At 69.5% G+C, this 24,122-nt stretch carries 26 protein-coding genes and 1 tRNA gene; 13 read left to right on the top strand and 14 right to left on the bottom strand.

Annotated features, from left to right (window positions below; translation table 11 throughout):
- The first annotated feature begins 32 nt into the window (after positions 1 to 32).
- From ACFFJD_RS13310 to ACFFJD_RS13290, 5 genes are all read left to right on the top strand, one after another.
- A complete protein-coding gene (locus ACFFJD_RS13310; RefSeq protein ID WP_382364915.1) occupies positions 33 to 1,046 on the top strand; it encodes an AurF N-oxygenase family protein in 1,014 nt (337 codons plus the stop codon).
- A 1-nt stretch (position 1,047) separates the two neighbouring features.
- A complete protein-coding gene (locus tag ACFFJD_RS13305) occupies positions 1,048 to 2,535 on the top strand; it encodes an FAD-dependent oxidoreductase (protein ID WP_382364913.1) in 1,488 nt (495 codons plus the stop codon).
- 135 nt (positions 2,536 to 2,670) lie between these two features.
- Positions 2,671 to 2,952: a hypothetical protein gene (locus tag ACFFJD_RS13300; RefSeq protein ID WP_382364911.1), complete on the top strand. Its 282-nt coding sequence runs from the start codon at positions 2,671 to 2,673 to the stop codon at positions 2,950 to 2,952.
- The gene (locus ACFFJD_RS13295) at positions 2,949 to 4,640 is read left to right on the top strand and encodes an alpha/beta hydrolase (protein WP_382364909.1); all 1,692 of its coding nucleotides are present in this window, start codon (positions 2,949 to 2,951) and stop codon (positions 4,638 to 4,640) included. The genes ACFFJD_RS13300 and ACFFJD_RS13295 overlap by 4 nt, the downstream gene beginning before the upstream one ends.
- A gap of 118 nt (positions 4,641 to 4,758) precedes the next feature.
- Complete coding sequence (locus ACFFJD_RS13290; protein WP_382364907.1) at positions 4,759 to 5,769, top strand: GmrSD restriction endonuclease domain-containing protein; 1,011 nt, start codon at positions 4,759 to 4,761, stop codon at positions 5,767 to 5,769.
- A gap of 11 nt (positions 5,770 to 5,780) precedes the next feature.
- Here the strand turns inward: ACFFJD_RS13290 and ACFFJD_RS13285 are convergent, their stop codons facing one another.
- Together ACFFJD_RS13285 and ACFFJD_RS13280 are read right to left on the bottom strand one after the other, a co-directional pair.
- A complete protein-coding gene (locus ACFFJD_RS13285; protein ID WP_382364905.1) occupies positions 5,781 to 6,854 on the bottom strand; it encodes an AI-2E family transporter in 1,074 nt (357 codons plus the stop codon).
- A gap of 698 nt (positions 6,855 to 7,552) precedes the next feature.
- Positions 7,553 to 7,625: transfer RNA gene (locus ACFFJD_RS13280), tRNA-Ala, on the bottom strand.
- 106 nt (positions 7,626 to 7,731) lie between these two features.
- Here ACFFJD_RS13280 and ACFFJD_RS13275 point away from each other — a divergent pair.
- Positions 7,732 to 8,463 (top strand): hypothetical protein, encoded by a 732-nt coding sequence (locus ACFFJD_RS13275; protein ID WP_382364903.1) that lies wholly within the window; start codon positions 7,732 to 7,734, stop codon positions 8,461 to 8,463.
- A 29-nt stretch (positions 8,464 to 8,492) separates the two neighbouring features.
- On the opposite strand, the gene ACFFJD_RS13270 is transcribed toward ACFFJD_RS13275, so the two are convergent.
- Positions 8,493 to 8,669: a hypothetical protein gene (locus ACFFJD_RS13270; protein ID WP_382364901.1), complete on the bottom strand. Its 177-nt coding sequence runs from the start codon at positions 8,667 to 8,669 to the stop codon at positions 8,493 to 8,495.
- Between the two features lie 10 nt (positions 8,670 to 8,679).
- The gene (gene sepX / locus ACFFJD_RS13265; protein WP_382364899.1) at positions 8,680 to 9,819 is read right to left on the bottom strand and encodes a divisome protein SepX/GlpR; all 1,140 of its coding nucleotides are present in this window, start codon (positions 9,817 to 9,819) and stop codon (positions 8,680 to 8,682) included.
- Positions 9,820 to 9,945: 126 nt separating this feature from the next.
- Here sepX and ACFFJD_RS13260 point away from each other — a divergent pair, with 126 nt between their 5' ends.
- Entirely contained in the window at positions 9,946 to 10,665 is a 720-nt protein-coding gene (locus tag ACFFJD_RS13260) for an ABC transporter ATP-binding protein (protein WP_382364897.1), read from the top strand.
- On the top strand, positions 10,662 to 11,420 hold the full coding sequence (locus tag ACFFJD_RS13255) for an ABC transporter permease (RefSeq protein ID WP_382364895.1): 759 nt from the start codon (positions 10,662 to 10,664) through the stop codon (positions 11,418 to 11,420). Before ACFFJD_RS13260 ends, ACFFJD_RS13255 begins: the two co-directional genes overlap by 4 nt.
- A 34-nt stretch (positions 11,421 to 11,454) precedes the next feature.
- On the opposite strand, the gene ACFFJD_RS13250 is transcribed toward ACFFJD_RS13255, so the two are convergent.
- The 4 genes from ACFFJD_RS13250 to ACFFJD_RS13235 form a co-directional block, all read right to left on the bottom strand.
- The gene (locus ACFFJD_RS13250) at positions 11,455 to 11,835 is read right to left on the bottom strand and encodes a VOC family protein (RefSeq protein ID WP_382364893.1); all 381 of its coding nucleotides are present in this window, start codon (positions 11,833 to 11,835) and stop codon (positions 11,455 to 11,457) included.
- Positions 11,832 to 12,494, bottom strand: coding sequence for a GNAT family N-acetyltransferase (locus tag ACFFJD_RS13245; RefSeq protein WP_382364891.1), 663 nt, complete (start codon positions 12,492 to 12,494; stop codon positions 11,832 to 11,834). Before ACFFJD_RS13245 ends, ACFFJD_RS13250 begins: the two co-directional genes overlap by 4 nt.
- Positions 12,495 to 12,528: 34 nt before the next feature.
- Positions 12,529 to 13,833 carry a molybdotransferase-like divisome protein Glp gene (glp, locus tag ACFFJD_RS13240; protein ID WP_382364889.1) on the bottom strand — a complete coding sequence of 435 codons (1,305 nt, stop codon included), beginning with the start codon at positions 13,831 to 13,833 and terminating at the stop codon, positions 12,529 to 12,531.
- A 102-nt stretch (positions 13,834 to 13,935) separates the two neighbouring features.
- Entirely contained in the window at positions 13,936 to 14,829 is an 894-nt protein-coding gene (locus ACFFJD_RS13235) for a UTP--glucose-1-phosphate uridylyltransferase (RefSeq protein ID WP_382364887.1), read from the bottom strand.
- Positions 14,830 to 14,891: 62 nt separating this feature from the next.
- Here ACFFJD_RS13235 and ACFFJD_RS13230 point away from each other — a divergent pair, with 62 nt between their 5' ends.
- Positions 14,892 to 15,479, top strand: coding sequence for a 5-formyltetrahydrofolate cyclo-ligase (locus ACFFJD_RS13230; protein ID WP_382364988.1), 588 nt, complete (start codon positions 14,892 to 14,894; stop codon positions 15,477 to 15,479).
- Here the strand turns inward: ACFFJD_RS13230 and ACFFJD_RS13225 are convergent.
- Positions 15,476 to 15,748 (bottom strand): FmdB family zinc ribbon protein, encoded by a 273-nt coding sequence (locus ACFFJD_RS13225; RefSeq protein ID WP_382364885.1) that lies wholly within the window; start codon positions 15,746 to 15,748, stop codon positions 15,476 to 15,478. The two genes, ACFFJD_RS13230 and ACFFJD_RS13225, sit on opposite strands and share 4 nt — an antisense overlap.
- Before the next feature lie 177 nt (positions 15,749 to 15,925).
- On the opposite strand from ACFFJD_RS13225, the gene ACFFJD_RS13220 reads away from it, so the two are divergent.
- Positions 15,926 to 17,482 carry an alanine/glycine:cation symporter family protein gene (locus tag ACFFJD_RS13220; RefSeq protein ID WP_382364883.1) on the top strand — a complete coding sequence of 519 codons (1,557 nt, stop codon included), beginning with the start codon at positions 15,926 to 15,928 and terminating at the stop codon, positions 17,480 to 17,482.
- Here the strand turns inward: ACFFJD_RS13220 and nhaA are convergent, their stop codons facing one another.
- The gene (gene nhaA, locus ACFFJD_RS13215; RefSeq protein ID WP_382364881.1) at positions 17,483 to 18,718 is read right to left on the bottom strand and encodes a Na+/H+ antiporter NhaA; all 1,236 of its coding nucleotides are present in this window, start codon (positions 18,716 to 18,718) and stop codon (positions 17,483 to 17,485) included. It abuts the gene before it with no gap.
- An 80-nt stretch (positions 18,719 to 18,798) separates the two neighbouring features.
- Between nhaA and ACFFJD_RS13210 the strand changes: the two genes are divergently transcribed.
- The 3 genes from ACFFJD_RS13210 to ACFFJD_RS13200 all read left to right on the top strand — a co-directional run bounded on the left by ACFFJD_RS13210 (position 18,799) and on the right by ACFFJD_RS13200 (position 20,753).
- The gene (locus tag ACFFJD_RS13210) at positions 18,799 to 19,380 is read left to right on the top strand and encodes an SAF domain-containing protein (protein ID WP_382364879.1); all 582 of its coding nucleotides are present in this window, start codon (positions 18,799 to 18,801) and stop codon (positions 19,378 to 19,380) included.
- A 9-nt stretch (positions 19,381 to 19,389) separates the two neighbouring features.
- On the top strand, positions 19,390 to 19,944 hold the full coding sequence (gene mscL / locus ACFFJD_RS13205; RefSeq protein WP_382364877.1) for a large conductance mechanosensitive channel protein MscL: 555 nt from the start codon (positions 19,390 to 19,392) through the stop codon (positions 19,942 to 19,944).
- 131 nt (positions 19,945 to 20,075) lie between these two features.
- Entirely contained in the window at positions 20,076 to 20,753 is a 678-nt protein-coding gene (locus ACFFJD_RS13200) for a biliverdin-producing heme oxygenase (RefSeq protein WP_382364875.1), read from the top strand.
- Positions 20,754 to 20,772: 19 nt separating this feature from the next.
- On the opposite strand, the gene ACFFJD_RS13195 is transcribed toward ACFFJD_RS13200, so the two are convergent.
- The 4 genes from ACFFJD_RS13195 to ACFFJD_RS13180 all read right to left on the bottom strand — a co-directional run bounded on the left by ACFFJD_RS13195 (position 20,773) and on the right by ACFFJD_RS13180 (position 23,963).
- Positions 20,773 to 21,870, bottom strand: a complete 1,098-nt coding sequence (locus ACFFJD_RS13195; protein ID WP_382364873.1) for a PLP-dependent cysteine synthase family protein — start codon at positions 21,868 to 21,870, stop codon at positions 20,773 to 20,775.
- A 95-nt stretch (positions 21,871 to 21,965) separates the two neighbouring features.
- A complete protein-coding gene (locus tag ACFFJD_RS13190; protein WP_382364871.1) occupies positions 21,966 to 22,655 on the bottom strand; it encodes an MspA family porin in 690 nt (229 codons plus the stop codon).
- Between the two features lie 3 nt (positions 22,656 to 22,658).
- Positions 22,659 to 23,312 carry an MspA family porin gene (locus ACFFJD_RS13185; protein ID WP_382364869.1) on the bottom strand — a complete coding sequence of 218 codons (654 nt, stop codon included), beginning with the start codon at positions 23,310 to 23,312 and terminating at the stop codon, positions 22,659 to 22,661.
- A gap of 27 nt (positions 23,313 to 23,339) precedes the next feature.
- Positions 23,340 to 23,963, bottom strand: coding sequence for an MspA family porin (locus tag ACFFJD_RS13180; protein WP_382364867.1), 624 nt, complete (start codon positions 23,961 to 23,963; stop codon positions 23,340 to 23,342).
- Positions 23,964 to 24,122: the final 159 nt, after the last annotated feature.

The raw sequence follows: 24,122 nt of genomic DNA, 5'->3' as shown, positions 1-24,122 counted from the left end.
GCCTCGAGTGCGGACCACGAAAGGGAATGACGATGACCAGCACCCAGCCGCGGCCGATCGCGTACGAGCCGCCCGCCGCCAAGTCCGGCACCGACGCCGACTACGACCAGATCGTCGAAGACCTGTCGAAAGCCTCGGTGCACCGGAACTTCGATCCGTACATCCACATCGCCTGGGATGCGCCGGAGATGGCGATCGTGCCGAACGATCCGCGCTGGATCCTCGACCCGCAGGTGGACCCCGTCGGCAAACACCCCTGGTACAAGGCGCTGCCGCAGGAGAAGCAGATCGAGATCGGCATGTGGCGGCAGGCCAATGTCGCCAAGGTGGGCCTGCAGTTCGAGTCGATCCTGATCCGCGGGCTGCTGCAGTACGCGTCGAAGCTGAAGAACGGCGACAAGCGCTTCCGGTACGTGACGCACGAATCCAAGGAGGAGTGCCAGCACACGCTGATGTTCCAGGAGATGGTGAACCGCGTGGGCATGGACGTCCCCGGCATGCCGCGCGGCATGCGGGTGGTCGATCCGATCATTCCGCTGTTCTCCACCTTCTGGCCGACCGTCTTCTTCTTCGGCGTCCTCGCCGGCGAGGAACCGATCGACCACCTGCAGAAGGACTTCCTGCGGGCCGGCGCCAACGTGCACCCGGTGATGGCCGCCGTGATGGAGCTGCACGTGGCCGAGGAGGCCCGGCACATCTCGTTCGCCCACCACCACCTGCGCGCCACCGTGCCCACCCGCAGCCGCCCGACGCGTTTCGTGCTGTCGATGGCCATGCCGATCGTGATGCGCGTGCTCTGCGGTGCCATCGCCCGCCCGCCGGTGCAGTTCCGCCGGGAATTCGACGTCCCGGACGAGGTCTTCAAGGAGATGTTCTGGAAGTCCGAGGACTCGCAGAACTTCCTCAGCGACGTCTTCGGCGATGTCCGGATGCTCGCCGAGCAGTGCGGTCTGATGAACCCGGTGTCGCGTCGCATCTGGAAGGCCCTTGGCATCGACGGACGTTCCTCGCGCTACCGCAGCGAGCCGTCGTACAACGCCCGCTGACATGCCGCACGTCATCACGCAGCCGTGCTGCGGCGACGCCTCCTGCGTCTACGCCTGCCCGGTCAACTGCATTCATCCCACGCCCGACGAACCCGGTTTCGCCACGGCCGAGATGCTCTACATCGATCCGGACAGCTGCGTGGACTGCGGCGCGTGCGTCACGGCCTGCCCCGTCGGCGCCATCGTCCCGGACCATCGCATCCCGCTGGGCCAGGAGCGGTTCACCGACGTGAACGCCGAGCATTTCGCCGATCAGCCGCCCAGCACGGTGCGCTTCCCGGTCGACGCACTCTGGCGCAAGCCCCTGGCGCCGATCGGCAAGCCGCAAGCCTTCAACGGCCTGCCCGATCCGATGCGGGTGGCCATCGTGGGCTCGGGCCCGTCGGCCATGTACGCGGCCGACGAACTGCTCAAGCACCGCCAGGTCCAGGTGACGATGTTCGAGCGGCTGTCCGAGCCGTTCGGGTTGGCCAGGTTCGGGGTGGCCCCGGACCACCAGGCCACCCGCAGCGTGGTGAACCTGTTCGACACCATCGCCGCGCATCCGCGCCTGCAGATCCTGCTGAACTCACCGGTCGGCACGGACCTCACGCTCGATCAGTTGCGCGCCGAGTTCGACGCCGTGCTGTGGGCCGGCGGTGCGCCCACCGACCGTCGGCTCGACATCCCCGGCGTCGAGCTGCCGGGCGTGCAGAGCGCGACCTCGGCGGTCGGCTGGTACAACGGGCACCCCGACTTCCGGGACGCCGCGCCGTCGCTGTCCGCCGAGCGCGCCGTGGTGATCGGCAACGGCAACGTGGCCCTGGACGTGGCTCGGATCCTGACCGCCGACCCGAACCGCTTGGCCGACACCGACATCGCGCCGGCCGCCCTCGCGGCATTGCGCGACTCCGCCCTGCGCGAAGTGGTGGTCGTGGGCCGTCGCGGTCCCGAACACGGTGCATTCACCCTGCCCGAACTCGTCGGATTGGCCGACGGGTCGGCGCGCGTGTGGGTGGATCCGGAGGAGCTCCGCGGCGTGGACGTCGCACCCCTCGACAACCGGGAGGACGCCGAGAAGGTGGCCCTGCTCCGGGAGATCGCCGCCCGTCCGCGGCCCGCCGAGCCCTACCTCCGGTTGGCCTTCGGGCTGACGCCACAGCGGGTGCTCGGCACCGAGCGGGTCACCGGGATGCGGTTCGTGCGCACCGGCACCGACGAGGTGGTCGACCTCGAGACGTCGCTGGTGTTCACCGCGATCGGTTATCGCGGACGTCCGATCCCGGGTCTGCCGTTCGACGACGCTCGCGGCACGGTGGCCAACGTCGCCGGACGCGTCTGCGTCGACCAGGAGCCGGTGCCCGGGCTCTACGTGACCGGGTGGATCAAACGCGGCCCCACCGGTTTCATCGGCACCAACAAGACCGACTCCGCCGAGACGGTGGCGAATCTGCTCGCCGACGCCGACACCGGTGTGCTGCCGCGGAGGCCGGCGCTGGCCACCCGCTGACCGATCCCTAGAACGAACGCCCGAGCTGTGCACAGCTCGGGCGTTCGTCGTCGCAGCTGTGGACACCGGCGCGCCGATGCGGTCGCCGCGCGCGTCAATGGAAGGAACACTGTTCCAGCGACGACGGGATCACCGATGACCAGCCTCACCCCGGATCAGTTGCGGGCCATGGCCGCGGACTGGCGCACGCACGGCCGCTCCGCCGCCGCGTTGTCCTTCGCCGACGGCCTCGCCCCGGCACCCGACTGCGCAAGCCTCGCCGGCCTGCTGCGCTGCACCCGCGCCGCCGAGGCCGCCGCCGACCGGTACGGCGCCGCCCTGGACGGACTGGCCGCGGCCGTCCACCGGTTCGCCGACCTCGCGCAGACCGCCGACGCCGACGCCGCCGCCAAGATCCTCTCGGCGAGCCGGCCGTGACCGGGATCGCGGCCGTCCGCGGGTGGCCGCTGGAGCAACTCGGCGCGGCGGTGCTGAATCTGGATTTCGGCGCGGACGCGCTGCTCGGCACGGCCGGTCGGGTGCATCGCTCGGTGGCCGGGCAGGTCGACTGGACCGGTGCCACCCACGATGCGGTGAGTCGCCGAGTCGCCACCGAGACCGCGTCGGTCCGGCGCCTGGTACGCACCCTGGAAGCCGCGGCCACCGCCGGACGCCAGGCCTGGGAGGAGATGGTCCCCGCGCGCACCCTGCTCCTGCAGCTGGTCGACGCCGCGAGCGGGGCCGGATTCACGGTGGCCGACGACGGCACGGTGGGTCCGCCGTCGGCCAGCCGCACCGCCGACGCCGCCTACCTCACCACCCGCATCCGCTCCCTGCTGGCCGCTCTCGGCGATCTGGACGGCACCCTCGGGCTCCGCCTGACCCAATTGGCCGGACTGCTGGCCCGCGACGGGAGCGCCGTCCCCCACCCGCTCGGCGGGTGGGCCGGGCCGCGGCAGGTGATCGCGCAGCTGCAGGCGCTCCCGCAGGACGCGCGTCGGGAGTTCTGGGACACCCTCTCCCCCAACGAGATCCAGCAGTTGATCGACGCCGACCCGCAGGTGGTCGGCAACCTGGACGGCGTCGCCTTCGCGGACCGGATCGCCGCCAATCGACTGAACATCACCCGTACGCTGGCCGCGCAGACCGCGCTGCTGGGCACCCCGTTCGGGAACCCGCGCCGCGTCGCCGAACTGAAGGAGTTGCTGGCCCCGGCACCCGGGGTGGACGGCACCCCGACGCCGCGGGCGTTCCTCGCCTTCGACAGCCGCGGCAACGGCCGCTACATCGAGCAGATCGGCGCACTGACCCCCGGCGTTCCCGGCGTCGGGGTGTTCGTCCCCGGCACCGGCGCCAACCTCGACAACAGCGAAGCCCAGCGCCGCCGCGCCCTGGACCTGGCGCGCCGTTCCGGGGCACCGGTGTTCGTCTTCGCCAACGGCGATCTGCCCCAACGGATCACGCCCCACCTGACCCTCGACGCGCGCGACGTTCTCACCGACTCGGCCGCCGACCCGGTCCCGGCGGATCGGCTGGCCCGCAGACTCGTCGCCTTCGGCCGAGACCTCGACCAGGAAGTCGCCGCCGCCGCGCCCGGCACCCCGGTCACCTACCTGGGGCATTCGTACGGCGGCTCGGTGGTCGGCACCGCCGAGCAATACGGGCTGCGCGCGGACAACGTGGTCTACGCGTCCTCCGCCGGGACCGGCGTCGCCGACGGACCGTGGAACAACGCCAACCCCGAGGTCCACCGTTACTCGATGACCCCGCCGGGCGATCCGATCCACCTCGCCCAGAAGCTCGGCGGTGCCGTGCACGGCGGAGACCCGGACACCGCACCCGGGGTGCAGCGCATGGATTCGGGCCACTACTCGGCCGACGGCCCCCACCACGGCGGCTTGGTGGCCGGCACCAACGCGCACGCCGGCTACCTGGACGACCCCGGATCCACCGCCTTCGCCAACCTCGCGGCGGTGCTGGCCGGTCGCGAACCCACGCCCTACCTGGACCGGGTCCCGGACATCGTCGACGAGCGCACCCCCGGACTCGTCGCGCAGAGCCCGGCGGTCGACGTCCTCGGCGCCGCCATGAAACTCTCCGCAAAGCTGCTGCTGCGCTTGCCGTGACCCGCCGCCACAACGGACCTGTCGTACAGATCGGACATACTGGCATGGTTGTCCGGAGGTCTGCGTGGGGGGTTCGATGTCGAAGGTGTTGCGTCGGTGTGCGGTCGGAGCCGCGGCGATGGTTCTGCTGGCCGGCTGTGAACCGGTTGATTCCGAGAAGGCGGAGGGCACCGGGGTCAGCGGCCTCGCCTCCCCGACCCGAGCCGTCCCGGAGGCCGCCGAGCAGGACAGCAGCGCCGCGCGCCCGTCCCAGGCGCCGCCGTCGACCGACCGCCGCCCGCTCGATGAGCGCTCCTCCGCCGCGCTGGCGAGCTTGGCCGAGATCCCGGTCAAGGGCCGCGCCCCCAAGACCGGCTATTCCCGCGACCTGTTCGGGCAGCGGTGGAGCGACGACGTCGACGTCGAGTTCGGCCACAACGGCTGCGACACCCGCAACGACATTCTGCGCCGCGATCTGACCCAGACCGCCCTCAAGGCCGGCACCCGCGACTGCGTGGTGGTCTCGGGCACCCTGACCGACCCGTACACCGGGAAGACCATCGACTTCGTCCGCGGGTCCAGCTCGTCCAGCGCCGTCCAGATCGACCACGTGGTCGCGCTGTCGGATGCGTGGCAGAAGGGCGCGCAGCAGCTCTCCTCCGACGAGCGGCGGAACTTCGCCAACGACCCCCGCAATCTGCTGGCCGTCGACGGCCCGACCAACCAACGCAAGGGCGACGGCGACGCCGCCACCTGGCTGCCGCCGAACCGCGCCTACCGGTGCACGTACGTGGCCCGGCAGATCGAGGTGAAGGCCGCCTACCGGCTGTGGGTGACGCAGGCGGAGAAGAACGCGATGACGCGGCTGCTCACCGATTGCGGAGGCACCGCGCCCGCTTCGGACCGGTCGTCGACCACCGAGTCCGCGGAGGACGAGCCCACCGCGCCCACGCGCACACCCACCGAAGCGGCACCGCCGCGAACCACCGAGCGTCCCCGACCACTGGTGCAGACTCCCACGCCGGGCCCGAACGCCTACTACCCGAACTGTTCGGCCGCCCGCGCCGCCGGTGCCGCCCCGCTCCACGTCGGCGATCCGGGCTACTCGTCCAAGCTGGACCGCGACGGCGACGGGGTCGCCTGCGAATAGCGCCGTCGGCGCTAGCGACCGTCCTCGGCGGCCGCCGAGGCCGCACGCCGTCGGGACACCGCCTCGACGGACTTGAGCACCGCCGAGAGCACCGGCGCTCCCAGCACCATGCCCAGCAGGCCGGCCACGGTACCGCCGATGATGGTCGCCAGCAGGACGGAGATGGGGTGCAGTCGCAGCGATGAGCCGAGCGCCCAGGAGCTGACCGCGCTCTGGATGGTGCCGTTGGAGATCAGGAAGGTGACGGCCATGATGAGCGCCGCCGTGGTGCCGCCGGACCCGAAGGCGATGAGCACCACGAAGCCGCCGGCGATCCACGCCCCGAGGAACGGGACGAAGGACAGCACGAAGTAGAGGATGAAGATCGGGATCGCCAACGGCACCCCGAGCAGCAAGAGCGGCACCATGAAGATCGGCGCCGTCAGCAGCGCCGTGATGGCCGTGCCGCGGAAGTAGCCGCGGATCGACTGGCGGGAGATCTCGGTGACCTCGGCGACGGTCTCCCGGTCCAGCCGGGTCGACGTCGACAGCCAGTCGGCGAAGCGCTTACCGTCGCGCAGGACGAAGAACAGGAAGAAGACCGCGAAGAACGTACCCATGATCGCCGAGATCGCGCCGTAGACGGTGGACGAGACCGCCCCCAGCACGCCCTGCCCCACCGCGGGAGCCAGGTCCTCCACCGCGGTCCGGGCGTTCTCCAGCCACGCGTCGTCGATGTCCAGGGACACGAGCCAGGCCGTCAGGCTGTCCCAGCCGAGCAACAGCTGCCGCTGAATCTCCGACCACTGATCCACGAATCCGCGGGCCACGATCACGATGACGGCCACCAGCACCACCAGCGCCGTCAGGAGCGTGATCACCGGGGCCAGCGCCGCCGGAACCTTGTGCCGCACAAGGAAATCGACCATCGGCTCGAGCACCACCCCGAGAATCACCGCGATCGCGAGGGGCACCAGAATTCCGCTGACCGCACCGATGGCCAGGGCCGCGATCACCACCAAGGCGATCGCACCGAGCACCGACCACGAGAAGATCCCGATTCTCCGGATGCGCCCGAGATCCATCCACTGCCGCTGCTTGTCCACCGCACTCCTCAAAGGCCTGCCTCGCATCAGGATCGAGGATCGCACAAGTATGGCAGACCTCAAGCAATGCTTAAGACTTGCTGGGAGTTTCGGCGATGAACGCCGAATGTCGCGCGTTAACAGTGCGTGACGCCCACTCGACCCCGACCTGCACCGACCCGAGACGGCCCGCGAATCCGCGCTGGTCGGCGCCGAAAATTCCTTGTTCGTGTCGCCCGTCACAATCGGCACCGATTGTGACTTAGGGTAGGCTAACTTCCTTCAAAGGCGTTGGCGTGTAACGCTTTTGGCACATCGACCGATGTGAAACGAACTTCGAAAGGACACCACATGTTCCCGGCTCTCACCCAGTTCTTCAACGACGTCACCATCTTCGGCGGCGACCTGCTGCACATCGCCGTGACCATCGGCTTCGGCGCCTGATACAGCCGCCATCCTGTCGGAGGACACTCACGCCGCTTGCCCACTCGGGCAGGCGGCGTGAGTGTTTGGTGGACCAGCCAGCCCGCCCGCTCCCCCACGCCCCACACCCCTGCCGCCGTGTCGCGACCCGTGCCTCGTGTCGCCGGAGCTGCAGCACGGCGACACGAAGGACGGGTCGCGACACGAGATCGGGAGGGGGTGCGCGGCGGCCGAGCGCGGCGCGAAGAAGAGAGAAGGTCGGGCACGGAAATCGCTTCCGGGCCCGACCTTGTCGGTGGAGCTAGGGAGAATCGAACTCCCGACCTACTCGATGCGAACGAGTCGCGCTACCAACTGCGCCATAGCCCCGTAGTCATCCTCGGGTTGCCCCGCGGAAGAACCGTGGACCAGTTTAACAGCGGCGCTCCCGTACCGAAAAATCGGGCCCGCGCGCGGGGCCGGTACCGTCGACCGCATGGCAATGAGCGACGCGCAGATCGTGACGATCCTCGACCGCACCGCAGCGGTCGCCGATCCCATTCTCGACATCCTGGCCAACAGCGACCCCTTCGACCTGAAGCCACGGACACATGCCCGCGCCTGGGACCGCATCCCCACCTCCGTCGCTGACGCCGCGGCGACCGCGCTGCAGGTGTCGGACTGGCCCGGAACGGCCGGCTGGGAGGCGCTCAGCCGCAATGAACGCGCCGACTGGTGGGTGGGGCGCATCGGCGCGGTGAACACCGTGGCCGTCGCCTTCCCGAGCATGTTCGGGGCGTGGACCAAGAAGGTGCCCATCGGCGCGTTCCTCGGGGCCGCCAGCCAGGCCCTGATGGTGCTGGCGGTGGGCCGCGAGTACGGCGTGGTGGACCGCTCGGATCAGATCGCCATGCTGGGGTCGGTGCTCTTCGGCCGGGAACTGGCCGCATCGGACTCCACACCCGTTGCGCGGCAAGAGTTTCCGCAGAGCGGACCGGCGCTGGCCAAGGCCGTGCTGAAGGGCATGTGGGACATCGCCACGGGCCTGCGCAGCCTCACCAAGGCGCTCGGCGCACGACCGCAGGCACCGCGGGTGTTCGGCTACCTGATGTGGCTACCCCTGATCGGCGGGCCGGCGGCCTACCTCGGCGAACGAGTGGCGCTGTGCCGGGCGGTCGCCGCCAGCAAGCAGTGGATCGTCGACCACCGCGAGGCGATCGACGTGTGAGACGGCGCCGAAATCGGCCCCGAACCGCTCTAGTCTTCGTCCTCGGCGTCGGCCGCGGCGTTGCGCTCGGCGGCGATCTCCAGGGCGCGACGGGCTTCGTCCTCCGAGGCGTACGGGCCCATACGGGTCAGGGCGTGGGTCGCCTTCCCCTGGCTCACTTCACCGGTGGAGACGTCGTAGTACCAATCGCCAGTCAATCCGCTCATATCCCCCACCTTAGACCGCGTACCGGTAATCATCGGTGACCGGCGCGTCCTCGGCGTACTCGAAGTCGTAGGTCGGCAGATGATCGAACGACGGATCCTCGTCGTCGATCTCCAGCACCACCATGCCGCCCGGACGACGTCGTACCGGCGCCGCCGGCCGCAGCGCGACGTCCTCGGCCTGCTCGCGCCGCAGACGCTCATCCTCGGCAGCGTGCCGCCGCAGTCGGGCATTGCGCTGGGCGCGGTACTGCTGCTCGGCCAGGGCCGTGCGCCGCAGGAAGTACAGGTACAGGCCGGACAGGACCACCATCACGCCCGTGGCGAGGAAGCCGTACGGCTGCCAGAAGAAGCAGCTCGCGATGGCCAGCACGGTGGCCACCGTCAGCCCGGCGACGATGCGCTGACGCTCACGGTAGCGATGGGCGTCGCGCTCGGCGATCGCCTCGGGCGCGTACGCCCGGCCGCGCAGTTCGCGCGGCTTGGCCGCCGGGCGCGCCTGGACCTCGTCGTCCTCCACGTCGTCCAACTCGTCGTCGAGATCGTCCACGTCGTCGAGCTCGTCGAGTTCGTCGTCGAGATCCTCGTCGTCCAATTCGCCGACGTCGGCGTCGTCCTCGTACTCGTCGTCGAGATCGTCGGCTTCGTCAAGTTCTGCGTCGGCGTCGGCGGGCTCCTCGACGGTCTCGACATCCAGGATGTCGTCGTCCGGCGCCTCGACCGCATCCAGCACGTCGGTCACCTCGGCGGCGGTCTCCTCCGCGACCACGTCCCCGGCGATGACCTCTTCTGCGAGGACCTCTTCTGCGAGGACCTCTTCTGCGAGGACCTCTTCTGCGACAACCTCTTCCGCGAGGATCTCGTCCGCGACGGCCTTGTCGTTTACCGCTTCGTCCATGGGGGTCTCCTCGAGAACGGCCCGCTTGAGGGTCGGCTCGGTGCGCGCGGGCTTGCGCACGTAGTCGGGGTTGCTCGGGTGCCGTCCCGCGGAACGATGGACCACCGCCGCCCGCTGCCCACCGCGATGGAGCAGCCGTGTGTTGGCCGCCGCCTGGGTGGTCTTGCGGACTTCGGGCCGCCCGCGCAGCACCATCGGCAGCAGAATGAACAGCCATGCCACGATGAGGAAGATCCACAACACCGACGAATTCACCGCACGACCTCCGATTCTGTTCCGATTTGCTGACACGCGACCACACTTCAACCTAGGTGCGGACGGCCCGGGGATCGCTCAGGCGCGCCGCACCCCCAGCGAATTCTCAGCTGCTACCGTGAAGGTGTGACCGAGAACGCAATCGAGCTCCGCAGCGTCAGTGTGCGACGCGGCACACACCTGGCCGTGGCCGACGTGAACGCGGTGGTGCCCCGCGGCTCGATAACCGGCCTCCTGGGGCCCTCCGGCTGCGGCAAAACCACCCTCATGCGCGCCGTGATCGGGTCGCAACGCAATGTGCGGGGCACGGTCACCGTGCTGGGCCTGCCCGCGGGCTCGGCGGCCCTCCGGTCGCGGATCGGCTACGTGACGCAGGCCGCCTCCGTCTACACCGATCTCACCGTGCACCAGAACATCACCTACTTCGCCCGGTTGACCGACTCGACGGCCAACGTCGACGAGGCCCTGGCCGCCGTCGACCTCGTCGACCTCGCCGGGCAGCGCGCCAAGAACCTCTCCGGCGGGCAGCTGCGCCGAGTCTCCATCGCGAGCGCCCTCGTCGGCCGCCCCGATCTGCTGATCCTCGACGAACCGACGGTGGGCCTGGATCCGGTCCTGCGCGCGGACCTGTGGCAGCGTTTCCGCGGCCTCGCCGATGCCGGCACCACGCTGCTGGTGTCGAGCCACGTGATGGACGAGGCCGACCATTGCGACGGCCTGATCCTGCTGCGCGACGGCGCGCTGGTGGCCACCACCACCGCGGCGGAGATGCGCGCACGGACCGGCGAGCAGAGCCTCGACGAGGCCTTCCTGAAGATCATCACCGAGAAGGGGGCGTCGGCATGAACCACGTACGCACCACCGCCGCGACCGGCCTGCGCGTCTTGCAGCAGCTGCGTGCCGACCCCCGCACCATCGTCATGCTGCTGGCCATCCCGCTGGTGATGTTGGTGCTGCTGTACTACATGTTCGCGGCGATGCCGCTGGCTCCCGGCCAGCCCACCCATTTCGACCGGGTCGCCACCGCGATGCTCGGGATCATCCCGTTCATCGCGATGTTCCTGGTGACCTCGATCGCCATGCTCCGCGAACGCAGCTCCGGAACGCTGGAGCGCGTGCTGGCCACCCCGATCAGCAAGGGCGCACTGATGGGCGGCTACACGCTGGCCTTCGCGCTGTTCGCCGCGGTCCAGGCGGCACTCACCTGTTGGCTGGCCTTCGGCGCCTTCGACCTCACCATCGCCGGGTCCGTGGGCGGTGTGATCGGCGTGTGCATCCTGATCGGCGTGCTCGGCGTCGCCTTGGGCCTGCTGTGCAGCGCCTTCGCCCAAACCGAGTTCCAAGCGGTCCAGTTCATGCCGGCCATCGTCTTCCCGCAGCTGTTCGTCTGCGGTCTGTTCGTGCCGCGCACCCAGATGCCCGACTGGATGCAGTACCTGTCCGACGTGATGCCGTTGACCTATGCGGTGCAGGCCCTGCAGGAGATCCGCGACCACGCCGCACCGACCGGTCTGCTCTGGCGCGACATCGGCATTCTGGCCGCGTTCGCCGTGGCGGCACTGGCGCTGGGCGCGGTGACGCTGCGTCGTCGCACCGCCTGACCGACCGCCGACGCCGCGCGCCCGAGACGGCGGATCAGGGCAGGTTGAGCTGCCAGGAGACGCCGAAGCGGTCGGCGACCCAGGCGAACGCCGACGAGAAGCCGTAGTCGCCCAGCGGCATCAGCGTGGCGCCGTCGGCACCGAGCGTCTGGACCAGCCGCTCGAGTTCGGCCCGATCCGCGCAGTCGACGAACAACGACGTCGACGGCGTGAAGTCGAAGCCGTGATCGACCGCGCTGTCGCTGACCAGGACACGCTGCCCCTTCAGGTCCAGCTCGGCCAGCTGGATGCCGCTCTGCGGCGGGGCGTGCGGCGTCGACGCCACGACGGTGCCGCCGAAGGCGGAGACGTACAGGTCGGTCGCGGCCTGGGCCACCCCGCCCTGGAACATGAGGAACGGACGAATCGTCGTCATGGGTCGATTCTAGTGGCCCGGCCGGCTCGCACGAGGGTGTCCACCGCGCTGTCGACCACTTCCTCCACGGTGAGGGCGAACAGCAGATGATCGCGCCACCGGCCATTGACGTCCATGTACCGCTTGAGCAGGCCCTCCTCGCGGAAACCCACCTTGCCGAGCACGGCTCGGGAACCCCCGTTGGCCGGTTGCACGGTGGCATCCAGACGATGCAGTCCCACCGGGCCGAAGCAGTGATCCACCCCCAGCGCCACCGCGGCGGAGGCGACGCCCTGCCCGCTGAAGTCCACGTCCACCCAGTAACCGATCCAGGCGCTGCGCACCGCGCCGCGCTGGATGTTCCCCACGGTCAGTTGGCCGGCGTAACGCCCGTCCACCTCGATGACGAAGGGCAGCACCGTGCCGTGCTTGGCTTCGGACTTGAGCACCGAATGCAGCGGCGCCCACGCCGAATGATGATGGCGCCGATCCCACGGCCCCACGCCGGTGGGTTCCCACGGCAGCAGACTGTTCTGGTTCTTGATCCGCAGCCGACTCCACTCCCTGCCGTCGCGCATGCGCACCGGCCGCACCGTCACCACCCCGGCGTTGACCCGCAGCGGCCCCAGCGTCGTCGGCCACCCCGGGCTGCGCGGCGAGTCGACGAACCATCTCAGCATGGGAGGAGTCTAATCGGCGAACACTCCGGGTCGATCACCCGCGCTGGGCCAGGAACATGACCTCGACCCGGTCGCCGGTCTCCAACTCCTCCACGTCCTCGTCCACCACGATGAGGCAGTTCGCGTCGGCCAGTTCGGCGAGCAGATGCGATGTGCCCGTGGGGGATTCGCCGATCACCTGCACCAGGTACTCGCCCGACCGCTCGTCGCGCATCAGCTGTCCGCGCAGATAGCCGGTCCGGCCGGCCACCGAGGCGATCGGGCCGATGGTGCGGGCGGTGACGGTGCGCCGACGCGGCTGGCGCTTGCCCAGGGCGATCCGGATGAGCGGTCGAACCATCACCTCGAAGGTGACCAGCGCGCTCACCGGATTGGCGGGCAGCCAGAACGTGGGGATCTCGTCGCGGCCGAGCAGACCGAAGCCCTGCACCGATCCGGGGTGCATGGCGATCCGCCCGATCTCCATGTCACCGAGATCGGCGAGCGCCTCGGCGACCTCCTGCGAGGCCTGCCCGCCGACCGAGCCGCAGAGCACGACGATCTCGGAGCGGATCAGTTGGGCCTCGACCACCTCGCGCAACCGATCCTTGTCGCGCACCGCCACGCCCACCCGATGCACATCGGCGCCGGCGTCGCGCGCGGCGGCCGCCAGCGCATAGCTGTTGACGTCGAAGACCTGACCGGGGCCGGGAACGCGATCGATGTCGACCAGTTCGTCGCCGACGGTGATGACCGCCACGCGCGGGCGCGGATGCACCAGCACCCGGGCCCGGCCGACGGCCGCCAGCAGACCCACCTGGGCCGGTCCGATCACGGTGCCCTCGCGCACCGCGATGTCGCCGGGCACCACGTCGTCGCCGATGCGTCGCACATAGTCGCCGCTGTCGACGCCGTGCCCGATCATCACGCGCTGGGCGCCGCCGTCGGTCCAGCGCAGCGGCACCACCGCATCGGCCAGGGTCGGCGTGGGTGCGCCGGTGGAGACCCGGACGGCCTGGCCGGGCTGCAGTCGAATCGGTGTGCGCGAGCCGGCGACCACCTCGCCGACCACCGGCAGATGCACCACCAGGTCGTCGCTGTCGTCGGGCCGGGTCACCTCCAGGTCACCGGCGTCCACGTCGGCCATCTCCGCCGGAGCGGGGGTACCGGCCAACGCCACGTCCACCGCGCGAACGGCGTAACCGTCCACGGCGACCTGATCGAAACCGGGCAACGGTTCCGTGGTGACCACTTCCTCGGCGCACAACAGACCTTGCGCCTCGGAGATGGCCACCTGGACCGGCTTGGGTGCCACCACCGAGGCCGCCACCAGGCTCAAATGGTCCTGCACCGAGCGCATGTCTTCTCCTCACCGCCGATCCGTCCGGCGTCCACAGGCGTGCTGGAATCGACGTTAGTCATCGGTCGCCGCCTGCGCGGGCAGGCGCGCGGAACCGCGCCGCTACTGCGCGAGACGCTCGATCAGCCAGGCCCGCAGTTCGGGACCGTAATCGTCGCGGTCCAGGGCGAAGTCCACGGCGGCCTTGAGGTAGCCGCCGGGATTGCCCAGGTCGTGTCGGGTGCCACGGTGCACGACGACGTGCACCGGCTCCCCCTGCTCGATGAGCAGGGCGATCGCGTCGGTCAACTGCAGTTCGCCGCCGGCGCCCGGCGTGATCTGCCGCAGCGCCTCGAAGATCTTCCGGTCCAGGATGTACCGGCCGGCGGCGGCCAGGTTCGACGGCGCCTGCGCGGCCGGCGGCTTCTCCACCATGCCCTTGACCCGCTTGACCTGCGGGGTGGGCGGGTCGGCGTCCTCCACGTCGAACACGCCGTAGGCGCTGATGCTCGCGTCGTCCACCTCCACCGCACACAGCACGCTGCCGCCATACCGGGCCCGCGTCTGCGCCATGGCGCTCAGCACCCCGCCGGGCAACACCAGGTCGTCGGGGAGCAGCACCGCGACGGCGTCCTCGTCGTCGCCGAGTTCGGCCTCCACACAGCCGACGGCATGGCCCAGACCCAGCGGGCGGTCCTGAATCACCGAGGCCACTTCCAGCAGCGACGGCGCGTTGCGCACCTTCGCGAGCATCGCCTCCTTGCCGCGGGTGGCGAGGGTGCGCTCGAGCACCAGGTCTTCCACGAAGTGGGCCACCACGCCGTCCTTGCCGGGCGAGGTGATGATGAGCAGTCGCTCGGCGCCCGCGGACTTGGCTTCCTCGGCGACCAGCTCGATGCCCGGAATATCGACCACGGGCAACAATTCCTTCGGCACCGTCTTGGTGGCCGGCAGGAAGCGGGTACCCAGACCGGCCGCCGGAACCACTGCGGTGCGCGGAATCTTCGACTGCGACATGTAGCTCACCTTACTGGCCGGTTCTGGCAGGATCGGACGCGAGTGAAGGGATCCCCCAGATGATCACGTCAGACAAGGCCGCACTGCGGACCGAACTGTTGGCGGCACGCGACTCGATGAGCCCGTTCGTCCTGTCCCAGGCCATCGGCGACCTCGCCGAGTGGATGTACAACCTGCCCGTCGACGTGGCCGCCGGCGACACCGTCGCCGCCTACGTGCCCACCCGGCGCGAACCCGGTGGCACCGCGATGCTCGACGCCCTCGTCGACCGTGGGCTGCGCGTGCTGCTGCCGATCGTTCCCGAGGGAGAGCCACAGCGGCTGCAGTGGGGCGTCTACCGGGGCGAGCAGTCTCTCGCCGAGGGACGCTGGAATCTTCTCGAGCCCCGCGGGCAGCGCCTGGACCCGGACACGCTGGTGCAGGCCGCCCTGATTCTGGTGCCGGCCGTGGCGGTGGATCGCCGCGGCGTCCGGCTGGGCCGCGGGGCCGGTTACTACGACCGGACGCTGACCGACATGCCGGGGCAGATCGCCGTGGTGGTGCACGACGCCGAGGTGGTCGACGGCGAACTACCCGAGGACCGGTACGACGTGCGTGGACAGTGGATCCTCACGCCGTCGGGCGGGTTCGTGCCGGTCGAGGCCGGCTAGGACGCGGCGGAGCTGCTCGAGGCCGAGGACGACTTGCTCGACGACGAGTCCGACGTGCTCGAGGACGAACTGCTGCTCGACGGGACCGAACCCTTGCGGGAGTCGGTCCGGTAGAAGCCGCTGCCCTTGAAGACCACGCCCACGGAGTTGAAGAGCTTGCGCAGCTTTCCGTCGCACTGAGGGCACTTGGTCAGGGCATCGTCGGAGAAGGACTGCTGGATGTCGAACTTGTTGTCGCAGTCGGTGCACGCATAGCTGTAAGTGGGCACGAAAACCTCCGGGTAATCAAAGACTGGCGTCCAGTGTAACCGTTGCTGGCACTCGCCCATTCCGAGTGCCAGCCCTGGGCGGCACCCCGCGGGGAATCCGCGCGTGTCGGCGCGTCGTATGTCACACTCGCACCCTGGCCGGGGCACCGGTCGAGCAGCCGAACACCCGGAGATCTGATGACCGAGACGCTGTCGACGCTGAATGGCTACATCTGGAGCAACGCTCTGGTCTACCTGTGCCTGGCGGCCGGGGTCTATTTCTCCGTCCGCACCAGATTCGCCCAAATCCGCCTGTTCAAGGACATGGTGCGCCTCATCTGGCGCGGCACTTCGTCCCAGGACGGCATCTCGTCGTTTCAGGCACTCGCGGTGTCGCTGGCCGGCCGCGTCGGCGCGGGCAACATCGTGGGCGTGGCCACCGCCATCGCCTTCGGCGGTCCGGGCGCGCTGTTCTGGATGTGGGGCATGGCGTTCCTCGGCGCCTCCACGTCGTTCGTCGAATGCACCCTCGGCCAGATCTACAAGACGCGCGACGCGGTGACCGGCGAATACCGCGGCGGACCGGCGTTCTACTTCCGCGGGGCCATGGCGCACACCCGCGCCCGCGGCGCGTTCAAGGTGTACGGGTGGATTTTCGCCCTGGTCACGCTGATCGCCTGCGGTGTCCTGATGCCCAACATCCAGGCCAACTCGATCTCCGATTCGATGAACAACGCGTGGGGCGTGGAGAAGTGGGTGGTCGGCACCATCACCGCGGCGCTGCTCGGCTTCGTCATCATCGGCGGCGTCAAGCGCATCGCCGCGTTCGCCGCGATCGTCGTGCCGGTGATGGCGACGGTGTACATCGCGCTGGCGCTGATCGTGGTGCTGCTGAACATCGGAGACATCCCAGAGGTGCTCCGCCTGGTGTTCTCCAGCGCGTTCGGCGCCGACGCCGCCTTCGGCGCGATCCTCGGCTCGGCCATCATGTGGGGCGTCAAGCGCGGCATCTACTCCAATGAGGCCGGCCAGGGCACCGGTCCGCACGCGGCCGCCGCGGCAGAGGTGAGCCACCCTGCCAAGCAGGGCCTGGTGCAGGCCTTCGCCGTCTACATCGACACCCTGTTCGTCTGCTCGGCCACCGGTTTCCTGATCCTCGCGACCGGTGCCTACCGGGTGTTCAACGGCGAAGCCGAGACCGGCGGCGTGATGGTCGACGGCGGGGGCCTGCCTGCGCACGTCCCCGGCCAGGCAGAGGTGGGCGCGGGCTATGTTCAGCACGGTTTCGACAGCATGTGGGCGGGCGCGGGCGCCTCGTTCGTGGCGATCTCGCTGGCCTTCTTCTGTTTCACCACCATCGTCGCCTACTACTACATGGCCGAGGTGAACCTGCGGTTCATGCTGGGCGAGAAGGCCAAGCTGTACATCCGCCCGCTGCGCAGCACGGTCGGCGACAACCTGCAGATCCTCTTGCAGGCCGTCATCCTGGCCTCGGTGGTGTACGGCGCGATCGCCACCGCCGAGCAGGCGTGGACCCTCGGCGACATCGGCGTCGGCACGATGGCGTGGCTCAACCTGATCGGCATCCTGGTGCTGCAACGGCCGGCGTTGAAGGCCCTGCGCGATTACGAACGACAGCGCAAGGCCGGGGTGGACCCGGTCTTCCGGCCTGCTGAACTCGGCATCAAGGGCGCCACCTTCTGGGAGACCTACACCGGTCCCCCGGCGCGCGAGCAGAAGGTGCCGCTCCCCTGATCACTCGATGACGCGGGTGTTGGTGTCGACCAGGCCGTCGCGGTTCATGTCCGCTTCGCGCGGGTGCTTGGCGTTCCAGCGCAGCAGCACGGCGCCCAGGGCGGCCGCCAGCAGCGAGCCCACCAGGATACCGACCTTCGCGGCCGCGGTGTGGCTCTCGGCCTCGCCGCCGGTGAACGACAACTCGGCGATCAGCAGGGCCACCGTGAACCCGATGCCGCACAGCAGGCCGATCGGCAGGAGATCGCGCAGGCCGATCGCGTCGGGCAGCCGCAGCGGCGTCACGCGGGTCACCAGCCACGTGGTGCCCAGCACGCCCGTCACCTTCCCGACCACCAACGCCACCACGATGCCGATACTGACCGGCTGCACCAGGTCGCTGGTGCCGACGACGGTGACGCCCGCCGCGGCGAACGCGAACAGCGGCAACGCCACGCCCGATGACCACGGCGTCAGCGCACGGCTGCCGGTGATGGTGCGCGGCAGGATCTCCCCGAAGCGCGCCACCGCGGGAACCGTGAAGCCCAGCAGGACACCGGCGACCGTCGCGTGCACACCCGAGGCGTGCACGAACGCCCAGGCGACCAGGGCGATCGGCCCGAGCACCCACCACAGCACCAGCCGCTGACGCACCAGCACGCCGAAGACCACCACGCATGCCAGGCCCGCGGCCAGCATTCCGAAGTCGATCGTCTCGGTGTACACCGTGGCGATCACGATGATGCCGAGCAGGTCGTCGACCACGGCGAGCGTCATCAGGAACACCCGCAGGGCGATCGGCAGGCCGCGCCCGAAGACGGCGAGCACGGCCAGGGCGAAGGCGATGTCGGTGGCGGCCGGAATCGCCCAACCGTGCGTCGCGTCGGGCGCGGCGGGACCGACGATCGCCAGGTAGCACAGCGCGGGCACCGCCATGCCGCCCACCGCGGCGGCCACCGGCACCCCGGCTCGCCGCGGGTTGCGCAGGCTGCCGGCCACGAACTCGTGCTTGAGCTCCATGCCGACGACGAAGAAGAAGATCGCGAGCAGACCGTCGGCGGCCCACTGCGACAGCGACAGGTTCAGGTGCAGAGCCGACGGCCCCACCTCGATGGCCAGCAGCGACGCGTAGCTGTCCCGCCACGGCGAATTGGCCCAGATCAGCGCCACCACGGCGGCGGTGAACAACAGGATCCCGCCGCTCACATCGCGGGCGATCCAGCCCTTGAAACGTCCAGTGAATTTCAGCGCTGCCATGTGGACATCCTGTCATCGACGCCGCCGGCCTGTGGATCGGCGGTATCGAGACCGGCCCCGACGGAGCTAGTTTTCCCGGTATGCACCAGCCGATACGGTTTCGCCGACCGCGTTCGCCGCATCTGCGCGTCGTGACCTTGCGGCGCGTCGCCGCCGTGGCCCTGCTGGCGTGCGCGGCGGCGGTGTTGGCAATCGATCGCAGCCAGGTGCGCACCGACCCGGTGGTGGTGGCCGCGCACGACCTGCGCCCGGGGCAGGTCCTCGGCGCGGGCGACGTGAACCTCGCCCGGGTCCCGGCGGGCAGCGCGCTACCCGGCACGCTGCGCGAGACGACCGCGGCCGTCGGCGGCACCGTGACCGGGGCGGTGACGCGCGGCGAGGCCGTCACCGCCTCCCGACTGCTCTCGTCGCGCCTGCCGGCGGCGCTCACCGGCGACCCACGCGCACGCCTGGTGTCGGTGCGCCCCGCCGACCCGGAAATGGCCGGGCTACTGCGCACCGGGGACGTGGTGGACGTGATCGACGAGCAGGCACAGATCTTGGCCGCGGGGGCCGTCGTCGCCGTTCCCGCCGAACCCGTCCTGCTCGCCGTGGAGGAGAAGTCGGCCCGCCGCGTGGCCGCCGCAGGCCTGGCAAATGCCCTCACTCTGGTATTTCACTGAGTTACACTCATGCCCGTGCTAAAGGGATTCAAGGAATTCATCCTTCGGGGGAACGTCGTCGAGCTGGCCACCGCCGTCATCATCGGCGCCGCCTTCACCGCGATCGTCACCGCGTTCACCGACAAGATCATCGCGCCGTTGCTCGCTGCGATTCCGACCGGTCAGGACTGCGGCCAGACCGTCGCCGACAACTCGGGCGAGGCGCAGAGCGCCGCCGTGCAGGTCTGCGGTCTGTCGTTCCAGCTGCGCGACGGCGCACCGGCGACCACGATGGACTTCGGCGCGGTGATCGCGGCCGGCATCAACTTCCTGATCGTCGCCGCGGTCGTCTACTTCATCATCATCGTGCCGTACAACAAGCTCAACGAGCTGGCCGCACTGCGTCGCGGCGCCTCCTCCGAGGAAGAGGCCGAGGAGACCGAGGTGGGCCTGCTCACCGAGATCCGCGACCTGCTGGCCGCTCCGACCGCCGGCGCGGCGCCGACCGCTCCCCTGAGCGGCGGTCTGCCGACCCCGGCACCCGAGGGCTTCCCGCCCGCCGACGGACCGCGTCACTCGCGGTAGATCGTTCGACCGACACGCCGTCGCCCGCCCCCGGTTTTCCGGGGTGCGGGCGACGGCGTGTTTCGTCGGAGAGGTTACCCTTACCTCAAGAGGGTGCCACGCACCCGCATCAGCTTCGAGGAGACCACCCCATGACCACCACCTCGCTCGCCCCGTCTGAGCTCGTCAAGCTGCCCCTGTCTGCGGCGATGAAGCAGGGTTCCGCACTGGAACACGACCAGGCCGAACAGTCCGCCTTCATCGACGCGCTGCTCGGCGGCCGCGTCAATGAAGCCGGCTACGCCGTCTACCTCCGCACTCTGCGCCCGGTGTACGCCGCGCTGGAGAGCGTGGGACGCGACCTGGCCGCCGCCCCCCTGGTCGCACCGATCTTCGACGCCGGACTCGAGCGCCTCGCCGCGATCGACTCGGACATCGACCACTGGGCCCCGGGCGAAAGCCACTCGATCGAGTCGGCGGCCGCCAGCGCCTACGTCGAGGCCATCACCGAGTCGACCTCGTGGGCGGGCTTGTACGTGGCCCACCACTACACGCGCTACCTGGGCGACCTGTCCGGCGGCCAGGCCATCGGCACCCTGCTGAACCGGGCCTTCGAGCTCGAGGGCAAGGGCCTGTCGTTCTACGACTTCGCCGAGATCGGCAAGAACAAGCCGTACAAGGACACCTACCGCGCCCAGCTCGACGCCATCGGCGCCGGGCTGACCGACGACGAGCGCCTGCGCGTGGTCGACGAGGTGTGCACGGCCTTCCGCCTGAATCAGGCCCTGTTCGCCGAGATCGGCGCCAACCTCGACCAGTACCGCCGCTGAGCGCGTCGGCTCCGCGCCGCTAAGGGAGTTCGCCGGTGCGCAAGAACGCGTCCAGGCGGGCCCGGTAGGGCGCGGGGTCGAGCCCGGCGTCGTCGACCCAGGCGTCGGAGTAGTACTTGTCCAGGTAGCGGTCACCCGGATCGCACAGCAGGGTGACGATACTTCCGGTGCGCCCGGCGCCGAGCATCTCGGCGCAGAGCCGGTAGGCGGCCCAGAGACCGGTGCCGGTGGATCCGCCGACCCGGCGGCCGGTCGCGGCTTCCAGGTGCCGTAGCGCGGCGATGGTGGCCGCGTCGGGCACCACCATCATCCGGTCGATCGCGGTGGGCAGAAAGCTGGGTTCCACACGCTGGCGCCCGATCCCCTCGATCCGGGATCCGGTGTCGGTCCGCACGGTCCGATCCCGCTGCTGCCACCCCGGGAAGAATGCGGAGTTCTCCGGGTCGGCGACGCAGACCCCGGTGCGCCGACCGGTATAGGCCAGATAGCGCGCGATGGTCGCCGAGGTGCCGCCGGTGCCCGCGGTGGCCACGATCCACTCCGGCTCCGGGAAGCGTTCCAGGGCCAGCTGGGCGAAGATGGATTCGGCGATGTTGTTGTTACCCCGCCAGTCGGTGGCCCGCTCGGCGAAGGTGAACTGGTCCATGTAGTGGCCGCCGGTCTCGACGGCCAGTTGCTGGGCGACGTCGTACACCCGACTCGGATCGGCCACCAGATGGCAGGTGCCGCCCTCGCGTTCGATGAGTTCGATCTTCTGCCTGCTGGTGCTCTCGGCCATCACCGCGATGAACCCGACCCCGATCAGGCCGGCGAAGTACGCCTCGGACACCGCCGTCGACCCGCTGGAGGCTTCGATCACCGGGGCGTCTCGGCGAATCCAGCCGTTACAGAGGCCGTACAGGAACAACGATCGCGCGAGGCGATGCTTGAGCGAACCGGTCGGGTGGGTCGACTCGTCCTTCAGGTACAGGTCGATGTTCCACTCGGCGGGCAGCGGCACCGCGATCAGGTTGGTGTCCGCCGACCGATTGGCCTCGGCCTTGATCCTCCGGACCGACTCGGCCACCCACTCCCGGTGGCTGGCGTCGTACCGGTTCACGTCGACGGTGGATCCCATACCGCTGATCCTGCCACGGGCAGCCCTGTCCCTACCGAACAGTGCGGCCACGCCCGGATCCGGGCGTGGCTGCACTGTGGGTTCGTGGGTCGGGGTCAGCCGATACTGAACGGCCGACCGTACAGGGTGATGTTGCCCTTGTAGTCGTCAGTCGCGACCTTCACGTTCACGAGCGCTCGCGCCTGGGCGAAGCCCGCGCAGCCGTCGACGCCGAAGCGCTCCTGGCTGTAGGCCACCCCGCCGCGCTGGCCGGTGAAGGTGAAGCTCTCGACGGGCTGGCCGCCGATCGACGCCTTGATCACCGGGACGAACTTCGCCGCACCCGGGGCCAGCGTGAAGCCGCCCCCGACACCGGTGTCGGTGTCCAGCGGGGTGGTGATCGGAACGGGGGTGCCGTTCGGGCCCGGCACCGAGGTGGAGAACTGATCCTCAGAGATACTGGTCAGGCTGATGTTGCCGTCCGACGTGGCGCCGAAGTCGAGCTGGCAGCCGACCAGGTAGCCCGTGGTGACCGTGCCCCCCTTGAGTGAGCCGGTGGTGGTGACCCGGACCTTGCCCGAGACGTGCACCTCGCGACTGGTCGGCACGTGAGCCACCGGCCGCTGCACCGTGAAGCTCTCGTCGAACAGGCGGATCGACACACTGCCGCCGGGGACCTTCTTGGCGCCGGAGGCACCCGGAAGCGGTGCGGCTTCCGCGGTGCTGGTCGTCACGACACCGGTGACCAGCGCGCCGGCCGCCGCCGCAGCGACCAGGCCCAGCGTGCGTTTACGCGCGATCATCATCTGCTATCCGAGACTGAAGGGCTTGCCGTACATGGTGATATTGCCCTTGAAGGTGTCGGTGGAGACCTTCAAGGTCACCTTCGCCATGCCTTCGGCATGACCCGCGCAGCCGTCGACGCCGAAGCGCTCCTGGCTGTAGGCGACGCCGCCGCGGGCCTGATTGAAGTCGAAGCTGTCGATCGCATTGCCGCCGATCGAGGCCTTGATGATCGGCACGTAGGCCGCCTTGCCCGGCGACAGCGCGAAGGCGCCGCTCACACCGGGCTGGTTCTTCGGGTTCCATTCGGATTTCCCGAGGTCCTGCAATGGCGCGACTCTACCGCCACTGGCACCACCGCTGGCGCCGAAGTTCAGCTGGCAGCCGACGAGGTAGCCGACGTTGATGTTGCCGCCCTTGACACCGCCCTTGGTGGTGACGGCGACCTTGCCGGACACCTGCACCTCGCGGGAGGTCGGGACGTTGGTCACCGCGCGGGTGATGCGCGCCGACTCGTCGAACAGGCGGATGGTGACGCTGCCTTCGTCGAAGCTGCGGGTCTTGGTGGCACCCGGCAGGTTCTTGGCCTCGGCCACACCCGCGGTGACGCCGGTCAGGGCGATCATCGCGGCGCCGGCCACGGCGACGGGAGCCACGACGCGCTTGGTCAGATTCTTCATGTCAGGGTCCTTTTCGCGTGGGGCGGATCAGTTGAGGCTGAAGGGCTGGCCGTACAGGCTCGACTGCACGAAGCCGCTGTCGCCGGAGAGCACGCCGTCCTCGGTGGACATGCCGTCGGCCGCCATCACGGTGACCACCGAGCGGGCCGACGCGTAGCCGCCGCACTGCTGGACGTCGATGTGGAAGCTGTCGACCATCAGGGTGGCCTTGCCCTTGGTGATGGACATGTTGTCGCTGCGGATCAGCGCGACCTGGCCAGGCTTCAACGGCACCGAGATGCTGCCACTCAGCGACGCGCCGCCCAGAGTGAGTCCACCGGACAGACCGCCCTGCAGGCCGGTAATGTCCACCTGGCAACCGACCAGGTACCCGACACTCATGGTGCCGGTGCCCTTGCTCAGGGTGGCCTTGTAGGTGCCGGAGACGGCAGCGGCGCGACCGGCGCCGTTGTTGGCCACCGACGGCATCGGGTAGGCCCGCTCGCCGGTGCGCTTGATGGTGACCACCTGGCCGTCGATACCGGTGGACTTCTTGAAGCCGTTGGGCAGCTTGGCCGCCTCGGCCGAGCCCGCTCCCGTGAGGAGCGTGGTGGCGCCGAGCGCGCCGACCACGGCGGCGATCATGGACGTACGCAACATATGCTTGCGCATGAGAGTTCTCCTCGCTGGTCAGGGGCGTGCATGAGCGACAACTCCAGTGCGATAGCGGGTTAAAGGCCAAAATGTGTGTATAGAATCGCCGATTTCTGCTGCCTGACCTCGGATGATGGTGGTTCGAACATGCTTTGAGAGCATGTTCGGTGTCAGGTC

Source organism: Gordonia phosphorivorans, assembly GCF_042432625.1.
Taxonomy (GTDB): Bacteria; Actinomycetota; Actinomycetes; order Mycobacteriales; family Mycobacteriaceae; genus Gordonia; species Gordonia phosphorivorans.
The sequence above is the reverse complement of the archived record's forward strand: the minus strand, read 5'-3'. Positions and strand labels throughout refer to the sequence as shown.